General features: G+C 66.4%; 10 protein-coding genes. 8 read left to right on the forward strand and 2 right to left on the reverse strand.

Features of this window, described 5'->3' with window-relative positions:
* Nucleotides 1-53: 53 nt before the first annotated feature.
* Nucleotides 54-524 carry a Holliday junction resolvase RuvX gene (gene ruvX / locus HUA78_RS04925; protein WP_141644905.1) on the forward strand — a complete coding sequence of 157 codons (471 nt, stop codon included), beginning with the start codon at nucleotides 54-56 and terminating at the stop codon, nucleotides 522-524.
* The gene (gene mltG, locus HUA78_RS04930; protein ID WP_174461582.1) at nucleotides 521-1,582 is read left to right on the forward strand and encodes an endolytic transglycosylase MltG; all 1,062 of its coding nucleotides are present in this window, start codon (nucleotides 521-523) and stop codon (nucleotides 1,580-1,582) included. The genes ruvX and mltG overlap by 4 nt, the downstream gene beginning before the upstream one ends.
* Nucleotides 1,583-1,589: 7 nt before the next feature.
* On the opposite strand, the gene HUA78_RS04935 is transcribed toward mltG, so the two are convergent.
* Nucleotides 1,590-3,173 (reverse strand): glycosyltransferase family 39 protein, encoded by a 1,584-nt coding sequence (locus HUA78_RS04935; RefSeq protein ID WP_174475745.1) that lies wholly within the window; start codon nucleotides 3,171-3,173, stop codon nucleotides 1,590-1,592.
* Between the two features lie 619 nt (nucleotides 3,174-3,792).
* Between HUA78_RS04935 and HUA78_RS04940 the strand changes: the two genes are divergently transcribed.
* Genes HUA78_RS04940 through HUA78_RS04950 form a run of 3 tightly spaced genes read left to right on the forward strand, consistent with a single transcriptional unit; the run spans nucleotide 3,793 to nucleotide 8,526 of the window.
* Nucleotides 3,793-5,856, forward strand: coding sequence for a PrkA family serine protein kinase (locus HUA78_RS04940; RefSeq protein ID WP_141644902.1), 2,064 nt, complete (start codon nucleotides 3,793-3,795; stop codon nucleotides 5,854-5,856).
* Nucleotides 5,857-5,882: 26 nt separating this feature from the next.
* Entirely contained in the window at nucleotides 5,883-6,992 is a 1,110-nt protein-coding gene (locus tag HUA78_RS04945) for a DUF444 family protein (protein WP_141644901.1), read from the forward strand.
* A gap of 40 nt (nucleotides 6,993-7,032) precedes the next feature.
* The gene (locus HUA78_RS04950; RefSeq protein WP_141644900.1) at nucleotides 7,033-8,526 is read left to right on the forward strand and encodes a SpoVR family protein; all 1,494 of its coding nucleotides are present in this window, start codon (nucleotides 7,033-7,035) and stop codon (nucleotides 8,524-8,526) included.
* 64 nt (nucleotides 8,527-8,590) lie between these two features.
* Here the strand turns inward: HUA78_RS04950 and HUA78_RS04955 are convergent, their stop codons facing one another.
* Complete coding sequence (locus tag HUA78_RS04955) at nucleotides 8,591-9,649, reverse strand: serine/threonine-protein kinase (protein WP_254623586.1); 1,059 nt, start codon at nucleotides 9,647-9,649, stop codon at nucleotides 8,591-8,593.
* Between the two features lie 214 nt (nucleotides 9,650-9,863).
* Here HUA78_RS04955 and HUA78_RS04960 point away from each other — a divergent pair, with 214 nt between their 5' ends.
* The 3 genes from HUA78_RS04960 to HUA78_RS04970 all read left to right on the forward strand — a co-directional run bounded on the left by HUA78_RS04960 (nucleotide 9,864) and on the right by HUA78_RS04970 (nucleotide 14,299).
* Nucleotides 9,864-10,763 (forward strand): sigma-70 family RNA polymerase sigma factor, encoded by a 900-nt coding sequence (locus tag HUA78_RS04960; RefSeq protein ID WP_174452989.1) that lies wholly within the window; start codon nucleotides 9,864-9,866, stop codon nucleotides 10,761-10,763.
* Nucleotides 10,764-10,996: 233 nt separating this feature from the next.
* Nucleotides 10,997-12,379, forward strand: a complete 1,383-nt coding sequence (locus tag HUA78_RS04965; RefSeq protein WP_174475746.1) for a S8 family serine peptidase — start codon at nucleotides 10,997-10,999, stop codon at nucleotides 12,377-12,379.
* 60 nt (nucleotides 12,380-12,439) lie between these two features.
* Entirely contained in the window at nucleotides 12,440-14,299 is a 1,860-nt protein-coding gene (locus tag HUA78_RS04970) for a Hint domain-containing protein (RefSeq protein WP_254623543.1), read from the forward strand.
* Nucleotides 14,300-14,306 lie beyond the last annotated feature (7 nt).

Raw genomic sequence — 14,306 nt, forward strand, 5'->3', positions numbered from 1 at the left:
GACGTCGGACGGAGCGGTCCGCGACGGAGGATTGCGGTTATGGTCCCCGGCACATGCGCACCTTCGGTTTGGACTTCGGAACCAAGACCATCGGCGTGGCCGTCTCGGATGGCCTGGGTCTCACCGCCCAGGGCGTCACCACCATCCGACGAACCTCGCTCAAGGCGGACCTCGCCGCCCTCGGCGCCCTGGCGCGCGAGCACGAGGTGGACCGCATGGTCATCGGACTGCCCCTCAACATGGACGGCTCCGAGGGCCCGCGCGCGGAGGCCTCGCGCAAGTTCGGGGACGCCGTGGCCCAGTCCCTCGGTGTCCAGGTGGAGCTGTGTGACGAGCGCCTGTCCACCGTGGCCGCCACCCGCACGCTCCTGGAAGCCGACGTCAGCCGAGCCCGCCGCAAGGAGGTCATCGACCAGGTGGCCGCGCAGTTCATCCTCCAGGGCTGGCTGGACGCCCGCCGCCCCCCGGAGACGGCACTGCACGCGGATGACTACGACGACTACGATTCGGAACCCTCGGAGTGAAGAAGGCCCTGGTCGCCGTGCTCGCGCTCGCCGTCCTCGCGGCGGCGGGCGTGGGAGGCTGGTACTTCCAGCAAGCGCGCCACCTCGACGACTTCGCCGACACGCCCTCCGCGCTGCCCGCGCCCGTGACGGTGGACGTTGCTCCTGGCACGGGGCCTCGCGCGCTCGCCCGGCTCCTGGCGGCCCAAGGCGTGGTGCCGGACGAGGAGCGGGCCTATCGCTACCTGCGCCAGGAGGGATTCGGGCCCCGACTGAAGGCCGGTGAGTACGAATTCCAGGGCCCCATCACTCCGGCCCAGGTCCTGGAGAGAATCGTCACCGGTCAGGTGAAGTTGCACCGCTTCACCGTGCCGGAGGGACTGCGCGCGGAGGAAATCCTCCCCCTGCTCGCGGCATCCGGAATCGGCCTCGACCTCCAGAAGCTCGAAGCGCTCACCACCGATGCGGCCTTCCTGAGAGAAGCAGGCGTGCCGGCGAAGTCCATCGAGGGCTTCCTCTTCCCGGACACGTACACCTTTTCCAAGGGCGTAGGCGAAGAGGCCGTGCTCGGGAAGATGGTGGCGCGAGCGCTGGAGGAATACGGGAAGGCGGACGCGGCGAGGCAGCCGGGCGTGAAGCTGAGCCTGCTGCAGACCTTCACGCTCGCTTCCATCGTGGAGAAGGAGACGGGAGCGCCCGAGGAGCGTCCGCGCATCGCCTGCGTCTTCCACAACCGACTCCGCAAGGGCATGCGCCTGGAGACGGACCCCACGGTGCTCTACGCCATGCGCCTCTTGCGCGGCGTCTTCACGAAGAACCTCACCCGCGCGGACCTCCAGACGCCGCACCCGTACAACACGTACAGGGTGTCGGGCCTGCCTCCGGGCCCCATCGCCAGCCCGGGCGCCGCGGCGCTCCAGGCCGCGCTCGCGCCCATGGCCTGCGAGGACCTCTTCTTCGTGTCACGCAACGACGGCACGCACCTCTTCTGCCCCACCTACGCCTGCCACCAGGCGCTCGTGAAGCAGTGGCAGGTGGAGTTCTTCCGCAAGCAGCAAGCAGCGCCCCGCAAGCCCTGAGGCCCCCCTACTCGCGGCGCCGGTACACGTGCAGCGGCGCGATGAACCCCTCGACCTCCTCGTAGCCGACGCCATCCAGCGTCAGCGTGCGCCCCTCCAGCTTCACGCCGGGGTCCTTCACCAGCGAGCCCTGGTCGAAGCGCACCAACACCTCCGGCCGAGCCTCCGCCAGCCGCTTGCGGAAGGTGTCCCAGCGCACGCGGGCGATGCGCTCCTCGGGCAGCCCGGAGAAGAAGGCCACCTGCAGGTCCATGTAGCTGGGGTCGTCGTCGAGGGCCACCGCGCCCCCCTTCGCCGCCACCTGCTCCTTCACGAAGTCCGCCACCCGCATCACCGGCACCGGGTTGGTCGACGTGGGACTCACCGGCCGCAAGGAGTCCTGCAGCCGTCCCTCCGCGTGGAAGGTGAACAGGCCCATGGCCACCGGCAGCGCCACCGCGAGCACCGCCGTCACGCCCACCACCGCCTTGCGCAGCCCCTCGCCCTTGCTGCCCACCAGCGCCGCGAAGCCGAAGGCCACGAACACCGGCAGCACCACCAACTGCGTCACCGTGAAGCGCCCCAGCGGCACGAAGTTCAACAGCACCACCGCGCGGAACGTGAAGTACGCGGTGGGCACCACCGCCGCCGCCACCAGCCAGCGCGTGTCCGGCCGCGCCTTCCACGCCTTCACCATGCCCACCATGCCCAGCAACGCCACGCCCGGCGACAGGGTGAGCAGCGCCACCCCGGGCCAGAAGAACAGCTGTTGCACCCGCCACCCGATGGCGGCCCCCGAACCCGCCGAGGACAGCACCCAGTTGCGATGGAAGTCCTCCACCGCCTTCACGGGGAAGAACGGGTCGCCGTGCATCAGCTCGTTGCCCTGCATCCACAGCAGGGGGAACGGCAGGCACGCCAGCCCGAAGCCCACCGCGCGCGTCAACGCCGCCACCTTGTCCTGGCTGCTGAAGACCAACGCCACGCAGAGCAGCAGGATGTACATCCACGCGTCGTAGCGCAGCGCGCACGCGAGGTTGAGCATCAGCGCGGCCTGGAACAGCGGCGCGAAGCGGTTCTCGTCCACCGCTTCCGCGTACAGCGCGAAGGCGGCCAGCATGAAGAACAGCGACACCGCCTCGCTGCCCGCCGTGGTGGAGAACTGCAGATGCATGCCCCAGGCGGCGAAGGCCAGCCCGGCCACCACGCCCTCGCGCCAGCCGAACAGCCGCCGCGTCAGCGCGAACAGCGGCACCACCGACAGCACGCCGAACAGCAGGCTCACCACGCGCCCCGCCACCTCCCTGTCGAACACCGACAGGGCCACGCCCACCAGGTACAGGTGCAGCGGACCGAACTGGTACGCGCCATCCCCGTACGCGGTGATGAGGTGCGGCTCGCGCAGCCAGCGCTCCGCGAGCTCCGTGCGCACCACCGCGTCGCCGTAGAGATTCTCGTTGAGGAAGAACACCACCAGCCGCGGCAACAGGGCCACCACCAGCAGAATCCCCACGAGCCAGCGCGTGCTCGGCTCGTGCGCGGGGGTGGGGACCGCCGCGAGGCTCGGCACGGGGGACGAAGGGTGGGAGACAGGAGTAGGTGCGGTCGCCATGACGCGCGGCAGGATACGCAGGCACGGCACAAAGCCAAGCTGGCGACCCCCGCTTCCGCCGCCCTCGCCCTCCCAGCGACTTCACCCTCAGCGAAGCCCGCCCCGAAACGCCCGGAGCCTCACCGCGCGTGCGTCTTCTTCCAGCCCGCCCACCGTACGCAAATGGGCGAAGGTATCACCCTCCAGGCCCGGGTCGCCCGCCTGGCTGCCGCTCTTTCCTCGCACGAACGCAAACCCTGACGCCGACATGTGGAGCGAACGGAGACGCCGCCCCACAACCAGCGGACAGTTGGCCCTTCCGCGGGCGCCCGAAAACCCTTCAGGCGTTCAATACCCCTCGCGTTCGGGGGGGGCACCTACCCCCTCGCCAGCGCCGCCCTATAATCACCTCTGCCTCTTCACCCCGTGGAGGGGGCGCGCCTGGTCGGCGTCCTGCCCCTGACACGAGCGTAACGCGCGGTCCCATTCCGCGGCGGGGTCCCGAATTGGCTGCAGGGCTGTCGTGCCTGGGACCTCGGCGGGATGGTTGTGGAATGGCAATCCAGCCCTCCAGGTTCACCATTCTGGCCCCCTCGGGTGTGAACATTTCGCACCCCTGGACGGCCCCCGAGGGAGAGACATGAGGGACGCTGAAAAGGGTTCGTGGGTCTCCAGAATCGCCGCGCTCCAGGACGCGAAGACCTACGCGGAGCTCACCTGGGAGGGCTCATTCGAGGACTACCTCGAAATCGTCCGCAAGAACCCCAAGGTGACACGCACCGCCTTCCAGAGGATCTACGACATGATCCTCAGCCACGGGAAGACGGAGTACATCGACAACAAGAAGAAGCTCATCCGCTACCACTTCTTCAGCGACGAGAAGTTCGGCGGCCGCGACGCCATCTTCGGCCTGGACGTGCCGCTGATGAAGCTGGTGAACGTCTTCAAGTCCGCGGCCCAGGGCTACGGCACCGAGAAGCGCGTCATCCTGCTGCACGGCCCCGTCGGCTCCTCCAAGTCCACCATCGCCCGCCTGCTCAAGAAGGGCACGGAGGACTACTCCAAGACGCCCGAAGGCGCCGCGTACACCTTCTCCTGGACCACCGACAAGAAGCTGCCGGATGGCACCACCGTGAAGGAGAAGATGAAGTGCCCCATGAACGAGGAGCCCCTCAACCTCGTTCCCCGGGAGTGGCGCCCCAAGGTCTACGCGGAAATCTCCCCGCCGGAGTCCGGCCACACCATTCCGGACGGCTCCGAGCTGTGCCCCGCGTGCCGCTTCGTCTTCAAGGACCTGATGACGCAGTACCACGGTGACTTCGCCCGGGTGATGGACCACATCCACGTCCACCGGCTCATCTTCAGCGAGAAGGACCGCGTGGGCATCGGCACCTTCCAGCCCAAGGACGAGAAGAACCAGGACTCGACCGAACTCACCGGCGACATCAACTACCGGAAGATCGCCGAGTACGGCTCCGACTCCGACCCGCGCGCCTTCAACTTCGACGGCGAATTCAACATCGCCAACCGCGGCATCATCGAGTTCGTCGAGGTGCTCAAGCTGGACGTCGCGTTCCTCTACGACCTGCTCGGCGCGTCGCAGGAGCACAAAATCAAGCCGAAGAAGTTCCCGCAGACGGACATCGACGAGGTCATCCTCGGCCACACCAACGAGCCTGAGTACAAGAAGCTCGAGAACAACGAGTTCATGGAGGCCTTGCGTGACCGCACGGTGAAGATTGACGTGCCGTACATCACCAAGCTCGCGGAGGAGGTGAAGATCTACGAGAAGGACTTCAACTCCCGCGCCATCAAGGGCAAGCACATTGCCCCGCACACGCTGGAGATGGCCGCCATGTGGGCCGTCCTCACCCGCCTGGAGGAGCCCAAGAAGCACAACCTCTCCCTCCTCCAGAAGCTCAAGCTCTACAACGGCAAGACGCTCCCCAACTTCACCGAAGACAACATCAAGGAGCTGCGCAAGGAGAGCAACCGGGAGGGCCTGGAGGGCATCTCTCCGCGCTACATCCAGGACAAGATTTCCAACGCACTGGTGAGCGACAAGGGCGAGGGCTGCATCAACCCCTTCATGGTCCTCAACGAGCTGGAGGCGGGTCTCAAGACGCACTCGCTCATCAGCAACGAGGACGCGCGCAAGCGGATGAAGGAGCTGCTCACGTCCGTGAAGCAGGAGTACGAGGACATCGTCAAGAACGAGGTCCAGCGCGCCATCTCCGCCGACGAGGACGCCATCGGCAAGCTGTGCGGCAACTACATCGACAACATCAAGGCCTACACCCAGAAGGAGAAGGTCAAGAACAAGTACACCGGCCTCTACGAAGAGCCCGATGAGCGCCTGATGCGTGCGATTGAGGAGAAGATAGACATCCCCGACAGCCGCAAGGATGACTTCCGCCGCGAAATCATGAACTACATCGGCGCGCTGGCGGTGGAGGGGAAGACCTTCAACTACCGGACGAACGAGCGGCTGCACAAGGCGCTGGAGCTGAAGCTGTTCGAGGACCAGAAGGACAGCATCAAGCTGAAGAACCTCGTCTCCTCCGTCGTGGACAAGGAGACCCAGGAGAAGATCGACCTGGTGAAGGACCGGATGATGAAGAACTACGGCTACTGCGAGATCTGCTCCACGGACGTGCTGAACTTCGTGGCGAGCATCTTCGCCCGCGGCGACGCGAAGGAGTAACCACCTCAGGAGAAGGGCGAGCCGTCGTGACCTTGAAGATCCACCAGGACCATTCCCGCTTCAAGCAGATCGTCCGCGGGAAGATCAAAGCCAACCTGCGCAAGTACGTGCAGAAGGGCGAGATGATTGGGAAGAAAGGCAAGGATGCCATCAGCATCCCCATTCCCTTCATCGACATCCCTCGCTTCAAGTACGGCCACAAGGAACAGGGCGGCGTCGGACAGGGAGAGGGCGAGGTGGGTCAGCAGCTCGGCCCCGGGGCGGTGGAGCCCGGGGAGGGCCACCAGGCCGGCCAGGGCGAGGGAGACCACGCCCTGGAGGTGGACGTCACGCTCGAGGAGCTGGCGCAAATCCTGGGCGAGGAGCTGTCGCTGCCCAACATCGAGCGGCGCCACAACGAGAAGATCGTCACCCAGAAGATTCGCTACACCGGCATCAACACCACCGGTCCGGAATCGCTCAGGCACTTCAAGCGCACCTTCAAGCAGGCCCTGCGGAGGCAGATCGCCGCGGGCACGTACGACCCCGCGCGCCCGGTCATCATCCCCACGCGAGAAGACCGCCGCTACCGCAGCTACAAGCTCCAGGACCTGCCGGAGACCAACGCGGTCATCATCTACATGATGGACGTGTCCGGCTCCATGGGTGACGAGCAGAAGGAGATTGTCCGCATCGAGAGCTTCTGGCTCGATACGTGGCTGCGTCATCAATACAAGGGCCTGGAGGCGCGCTACATCATCCACGATGCGGTGGCGCGCGAAGTGGACCGCGACACCTTCTTCCACACCCGCGAGTCCGGCGGGACGATGATCTCCAGCGCCTACAAGCTCTGCCGGGACATCATCCTGGCGGACTACCCCAAGAGCGCGTGGAACATCTACCCGTTCCACTTCAGCGACGGTGACAACTGGAGCGCGGACGACACGCGCCAGTGCATCGAGATGCTGCGCAACGACGTGCTGCCCAACGTCAACCAGTTCGCCTACGGACAGGTGGAGTCCCCCTACGGCAGCGGCCAGTTCATCAAGGACTTGCGCGAGGCGGTGGGAGACACCCCCAACGTCGCGCTCAGCGAAATCGCGGACAAGGACGCCATCTACGCGTCCATCAAGGACTTCCTCGGCAAGGGCCGCTGACGTCTGGCCTCCCCCACGTGCCCCTCGGAGAGACTTCCCGATGCCCAAGAGCCTCACACCCCGTCTCGCCGCGCTGAGGGACGAAATCCACGGCTACGCGAAGGAGTTCGGCCTCGACTTCTTCGACACCGTCTTCGAGATGGTGTCCTACGACGAGATGAACATGGTGGCCGCCTACGGCGGCTTCCCCACGCGCTACCCCCACTGGCGCTGGGGCATGGAATACGAGCAGCTCGCGAAGGGCTACGAGTATGGGCTCAGCAAAATCTATGAGCTCGTCATCAACAATGACCCTTGCTACGCCTACTTGATGGAGAGCAATCCGGAGGTGGACCAGAAGCTGGTCATGGCCCACGTCTACGGACACTGCGACTTCTTCAAGAACAACTTCTCCTTCCGCCACACCAACCGGCGGATGATTGACGAGATGGCCAACCACGCCACGCGGGTGCGCCGCTGGGTGGACAAGATTGGCGTGGAGAAGGTCGAGGACTTCATCGACCGCACGCTCAGCCTGGAGAACCTCATCGACCAGCACTCGCCCCACATCCGGCGCAACCCGGACCCCCGGCGGGCGGAAGACGAGCTGAAGGCCAACGAGCGCGTGGAGGGCTTCAAGGTCGGCCGCGAGTACATGCGCGGCTACATCAACCCGTCGGAGTTCCTCGACTCCCAGCGCAAGAAGGTGGAGGACGAGAAGCAGCGCGCCAAGAAGTTCCCCGAACGCCCCCAGCGCGACGTGCTGCTCTTCCTGCTGGAAGAGGCGCCGCTGGAGCCGTGGGAGTCGGACATCCTCGCGATTCTGCGCGAGGAGGCGCATTACTTCGCGCCGCAAGGCCAGACGAAAATCATGAACGAGGGCTGGGCCAGCTACTGGCACTCCACCATCATGACCCGCCGCGCCCTGCGCGATGACGAAATCATCGACTACGCGGACCACCACTCCGGCACCATGGGCACCCGCCCCGGCGCCATCAATCCCTACAAGCTGGGCATCGAGCTGTGGCGGGATATCGAGGAGCGGTGGAACAAGGGCCGCTTCGGCAAGGAGTGGGACGAGTGTGACGATTTGCGCGCTCGCCGCTCCTGGGACAAGAAATCGGGCGCTGGCCGCGAGAAGATTTTCGAGGTCCGCAAGCACTACAACGACATCACCTTCATCGACACGTTCCTGACGCCCGAATTCGCGATGGAGCAGAAGCTCTTCGTGTATGGCTTCAATGACAAACGCAACTCGTGGGAGATTCTCGACCGCGAGTTCCGCAAGGTGAAGAGCAAGCTGCTCCAGGGGCTCACCAACTTTGGCCAGCCCATCATCGAAGTCGTGGACGGCAACCACGAGAACCGGGGAGAGCTGCTGCTCGCGCACAAACACGACGGGCAGGACCTCAAGGGCGACTACGCCCGAGAGACGCTCAAGAACCTCCAGTCCCTCTGGCGCCGGCCCGTCAACATCATCACCCGCTATGACAACAAGGGCGTGATGCTCCGGTTCGACGGGACAACCCAGACGGAGAAGAAGGTCGAGCTGTAGCGTCCCGCGCCGCGGCCGTCGCCGGGACGCTGACGCAGGCTCACCAGGCGGCGGCGTGAAGCCGTCAGAGCGTGGTGAGCCCTTCCCAGGGTTGGACGGCCCCCGGAGAAGCCCTCTCCGGGGAAAAGGCCGCTTCGCCTCCAAGCGGTGTCATCAGGCGCTCCAGCGCCAGGCACAACGCATCCGCGAGGCCGAAGCGCCCGGCGGGGTCGTCCGCGAGGCAGCGCTCGATGGCCCCCGCGAAGTCCCGGTCGATTCCCGGCACCAGCTCCGTCAACGGCACCAGGCTCCCGGCTCGCGGCCCTGCCAGCGGCGCGGTGGCGGTCGGCCTCACGCGGGGAACCTTGCCCGTGCACAGCTCGTACAGCAGGAGGCCCAGCGCGTAGAGGTCACTCTGCGGCGTGGCCGCCGCGCCCAGGCGAACCTCGGGCGCCATGTAGCGAGGCGTACCGACGACGCCCGGCACGGCCCAGGGCGTCGAGCGGTCCGTCCCCACGAAGGCGGCCAGCCCGAAGTCGAGCAGCTTGATGGTGCCGTCTGAGTCCAGGATGGCATTGCCCGGCTTGAGGTCACGGTGAAGCACACCGCGCTGGTGCGCGGCCCTCAGTCCCCGTGAGAACCCCAGGGCGATGTCCAACACGTAGCGCCAGGGCAAGGGCAAGGGCAGCTCCGCCAGGCTCTTCCCATCGACGTATTCGTACACCAGATAGGGCCGCCCCTCGATTTGACCGGCGCGGAAGACGGTGACGACATTCGGGTGCTTGATGCGCGCGATGGCCCGCGCCTCGATGGCGAAGCTCGCCAGCGTGCTCGTGTCCGGCTGCAGCGCGACGCTGAGCTTCAGCGCGACCAGCCGGTCCAAGGACGTGTCGTGCGCCAGATACACGGCCCCCATCCCCCCGCGCCCCAGAAGCCGCATCAATCGGAACTCGTCCAGCTCCGTCGGCGGCGTCCACGTCTCCCCCAGGGGGGCCATCCGATGCGGAGCGAACACCGCCTCCGCCGGGTCCAGGTGAAACGCCTCGCTGCGCACGACGGCCACCAGCAACTCGCGGCAAGCCGGGCACGCCGCGGCATGGTGATGGACCCGGGCACGCGCCCCTGTCTCCAGCCCCCCTTCCATCAGGGCCACCACCTCTTCTTCGCACAGGCAGCTGGATGAAAGGATTTGCCACCCCCCTGAAGCACCCCGGGTGAAGCCTCGCACAAAACGGGCCTCATTCGGAAAACCTGGAAACTCGCCCTTTTCATGCCCAAAGACGACCTTCACCCAGATTACCCTGCCTAGCCAGCAAGGTCATACGCTGGGATATAATGGTGCCCAGAAGGGGGGGGGCTTGGCATTCGCACCGTTATTCCTCGCGCGCATCGGCACTCGCGGCGAAGGGGCCCAGCCCCCTGACGGCCTCGAGCAGCAACTGCTGCGTTGCTGGAGGGCGGGCAGTGAACAGTGGCCAGACATCCCCCTGGGCGCCGACGCCTTCGTCTGTCATCTGGCCACCCACGTCCCCCACCGGGCGTCAGGCGACGCGCTGGCGCACCTGCTCGCCCAGCTCGTGCCAGCGGACCTCTTCCTCGCGTGTGCGTGCGCGGAGGGCCTTCCCTCGGCGCTCGCCGCCTTCGAGCGACACCACATGGCGAGCCTGCCCTCCGTGCTCGCGCACATGCGGCTGTCCCCCGCGGTGGTCGACGAGGTCCGCCAACGCGTCCGGGAGCGGCTGCTGGTGCGCGGCCGAGGCGCACCGAAGATCGCCGAGTACTCCGGTCGGGGCACCCTGGCCAACTGGGTGCGGGTCATCTCCCTGCGCACGGCCTTGAGCCTGCTCCGGACAACCCACGACGAAGGCCCACTCAGTGACGCCCTCCTGGAGCTGCTCCCCGCCCCCCACTCGGACCCGGAACTCGAGGTCATCCAGCGCCGCTACCACGACGAGTTCCGCCGGGCCCTGGAGGACGCCTTCGCCGCCCTCCCCAGCGAACATCGCTACCTGCTCCGCCTGCACTTCGTGGATCACCTCTCCACGACCAAGATTGGCGCCCTCTTCAGCGTCAACCAGTCCACCGTCTCCCGGTGGCTCCAGAGCGCCCAACAGGCCGTGCACGACGAGACGCGACGGCTGCTCATGGAACGCCTGGACCTCTCCTCCCAGGAGTTCACCAGCGTGCTCCGGACCGTGGAGAGTCAAATCAATCTCAGCCTCAGCAGCATCCTCAATGAAAGTATTCACTCTAAGTGAAATTTGAGAATCTCTGCATAGGTTGAAGCCAGCGGGCGTCATTAACTCGCGAACATTGCGTTGGCACCCCGTCCCCGGAGTCGCCGTCTAGCGGATTCCCGTGGGTGCCTGGCGCCACACGGCCTCGGCCTCGAGCGGTCTCCCCCGCCGCTCCCCCACTCCAGCACATCCACCTGGCAGCGGAGCCCCGTTGCCATCGCGCCACCAGTCCACCTGCCCCACGCGGAGACGACATGCGATCCCCACAGCCTCACTTCTTCCGCGGCCCTCGAAACAGAGCCCAGGTCCTGTCCGCGCTCGCAACCCTCGCCCTGGTGGGGAGCGGCGGCTGTGAGCGACAGGCGCAAGAGCCCCAGGCCGACACGAGCCTCTCTCACGAGCGCGTGCGCCTGGCGAAGGCACCCGACGACCTGCGCATCCCCGATGAGTACATCGTCGTCTTCTCCGAAGGGGTCACCGGGATGGCCATCGACGCGGCGGCGAACCAGATCGCCCGCGCGGGTGGAGCCAACTCGCTGATGCACCCGTACTCGGTCATCCCCGGGTTCGCCGCGCGGCTGGACAAGGCGGAGCTCGACCGGCTGATGCGAAACCCGGGCGTGGCCTCCATCCACGAGAACCAGCAGGTCTCGCTCACGGGGCTGGTCCCCAGCCCCGCGGATGGCATCGACCGGGCGGACCAGCGCCAGGGCCACGACGGCACCTACAATGACCATGGCAGCACGGGCGCCGGGGTCCATGTGTATGTCCTGGACACGGGCCTCAACGCGGAGCACTCGGAGTTCTCAGGCCGGGTGGGCGAGGGGTTCACCTCCGTGGTCGACGGCCTGGGCACCGACGACTGCAACGGCCACGGCACCCACGTGAGCAGCACCATCGCTGGCACCCTCTACGGGATGGCCAAGGAGGCCACCGTCCACCCCGTGCGGGTGTTGCGCTGCACGGGCAAGGGAAGCTGGGCTGGCATCATCGCCGGCCTGAACTTCGTCGGGACGCACTGTCCCCTCCAGGATGGGCCCTGCGTCGTCAACATGAGCCTGGCCGGGGAGACGTTCGTCCCCGTCAACACCGCGGTGGCCAACCTGGTGAATCAGGGCATCACCGTCGTGGTCGCCGCTGGCAATGACAACGTGGATGCCTGCACCCGCTCCCCCTCGAGCGAACCCAAGGCCATCACCGTCGCGGCCGTCGACGACGCGGACACCCGGGCGGGGTTCTCCAACTGGGGGCAATGCGTGGACCTGTTCGCCCCGGGCGTGAGCATCCTCGGTGCGTCCATTGGTGACGCGGTGGCCACCCACGTCGACGACGGGACCTCCATGGCCAGCCCCCACGTCGCGGGGGCCGTGGCCCAATACCTGAGCACCCACCGCTCGGCCACCCCGGCGCAGATCAACACCAACCTCAAGGCCTCGGCGACCCTTGACTGCGTGCTGCATCCCCAGAACTCGCCCAACGTGCTGCTCTTCAGTGACTTGAACCAGGGCAACTTCGTCTGCGCGGCGCCCGGAAGCTGCGTGGGGCTCTGCGGCGAGGCCGCGGACGGCTGCTTCTGCGACCCGGGCTGCGCGGAGTTCGGCGACTGCTGCCCCGACTACGCCCAGGTGTGTGAGTGATTTGAACGTGTCTGGATGTCCTTGACGGCGGTCTGAAGCGGAGGAGGCACTATGATGGGAATGCGTCGTTTTCTGGTGATGGGTTGCACCACGGGACTGGCGTTGCTGTCGGGCTGCACGTCGGCGCCCCGGGATGAACAGGTGGCGAACTTCGGCCGCACCAGGCAAGGAGTGGGAGATGCCTCGCGGCTGACCAAGGCCGAGTGGGCCACGTACCAGGCAGACCAGAGCTACCTGCACGGCATCGCCAAGCCCGACGTCCGCATCCGCCTGAACCTGGCGGACCCGGCACAGTACCGCTTCGCGCTCGCGCGGCTCAAGATCGCCGGCAAGACGCCGGAGAACTCTCCCTACCTGTTCGAGGCGATGGAGACGCGGCACCGCGAGCACGTGGCCCTGGGCTACAAGCCGGGCCTGCTGCCCGTGAGCAAGGACCTCGCGGAGAACTCCGCCGCGCGGCAGGAGCAGCACGTCATCGCCGCCGCGAGCACGGGTGAGGACACCGACGTCCTCAACGATGGCACGGGCACGTCCACGTCCTCGTTCCCGGGCGGCTCCTTCTACACCTATACGGACACGACCTATACCGACACCACGGGGTACCCGCTGGGCGAGCTCATCTGGGGTGAGCAGTACGACCTCGGAACGAACGTGACGGTCAACGCCAAGGGCAACCTGGCCCTGACCCGGCTCACGCGCTACCGGATTGCGTCCTACAAGGCCGAGGACACCGTGGAGGGCTTCACGGACTCGTACGTCTTCAAGGAGGTCGGCTCCGACGTCGCGACCACCACCACCCAGCAGCCGCGGCTGAACCTCCCGCCGGTCATCGAGGCGCCGCTGGACATCAAGTTCAACGACAACCTCATCTCCGTGTGCCTCAACCGCACCTGGACCCAGGACTGCGACTACGACCTGACGGGCAATCCCCAGTCCGTCAAGCTGCCGTTCAAGGGCAACGTCTCCATCCGCAGCGCGCACACGTTCAACGAGGCGGTCATCAATCAGTACCGCGTCGACCTGAACAACAACGTGGCGCGTCCCGACTCCGGTCACATCAAGCTCATCCTCACCAACGTGGGCGGCGGCTGCGATGTCACGGACACCAACACCCTGCAGGCCAAGATGGCGCAGTTCTGGAACCGCGTGACGCTGAGCTCGGACAAGAAGACGCTCTACTGGGACATGACGGAGGCCAACGCCGCGTTCTTCGACGACGGCTGCCGTCAGGTGCAGGACTCGGTGAAGCTGACGGCGCAAATCACGCTGCCGCTCGTGCTCGTCTCCGGCACCGTCTCCACGCCCTACCAGTCCTCCATCACCCTGAGCAACGACGACCTGGTGGACCGGCCGAGCTACTCCTTCAAGAAGCTCACCATCACCAACAGCTGCCTGGCGGCGGGGACTGAAATCGAGCTGGCCGCGGGCAAGGTGGCGCCCATCGAGTCGGTGAAGGCCGGTGACCGGGTGCTCAACCCGCACCAGCCCGCGCTCACCGTCATGGACACGGCCATCGGCGTGGAGACCGTGCCCATGGTGCGCATCCGCAGCGAGTCCGGCCGCTCCCTGCTGATGACGGAGATGCACCCCATCCAGGTCATGGCGCGCGGCATGGTCCAGGCCCGCTCCCTGAAGAAGGGCGACGTGGTCATGACCAAGACGGGCCCCAGCAAGCTCGTCGACGTCAGCCGCGAGCCGTACGCCGGCAAGGTCTACAACGTCAAGGTGGGCTCGGATGCGGAGAAGCTGGCGCTCGCCGCGGACCAGACCGTCGTCTACGCCAACGGCTTCGTGGTGGGTGACGGCCAGATTCAGCAGAAGTACGAGTCCATCGCGATGACGAGCAAGGACGGCAATGTGCTCGCCCACCTGCCCAAGAAGTGGCACCGCGACTACGTGATGTCCGCCAAGCGCAAGTAGAGCGCGC

The organism is Myxococcus sp. CA033, assembly GCF_013336625.1.
Taxonomy (GTDB): domain Bacteria; phylum Myxococcota; class Myxococcia; order Myxococcales; family Myxococcaceae; genus Myxococcus; species Myxococcus llanfairpwllgwyngyllgogerychwyrndrobwllllantysiliogogogochensis.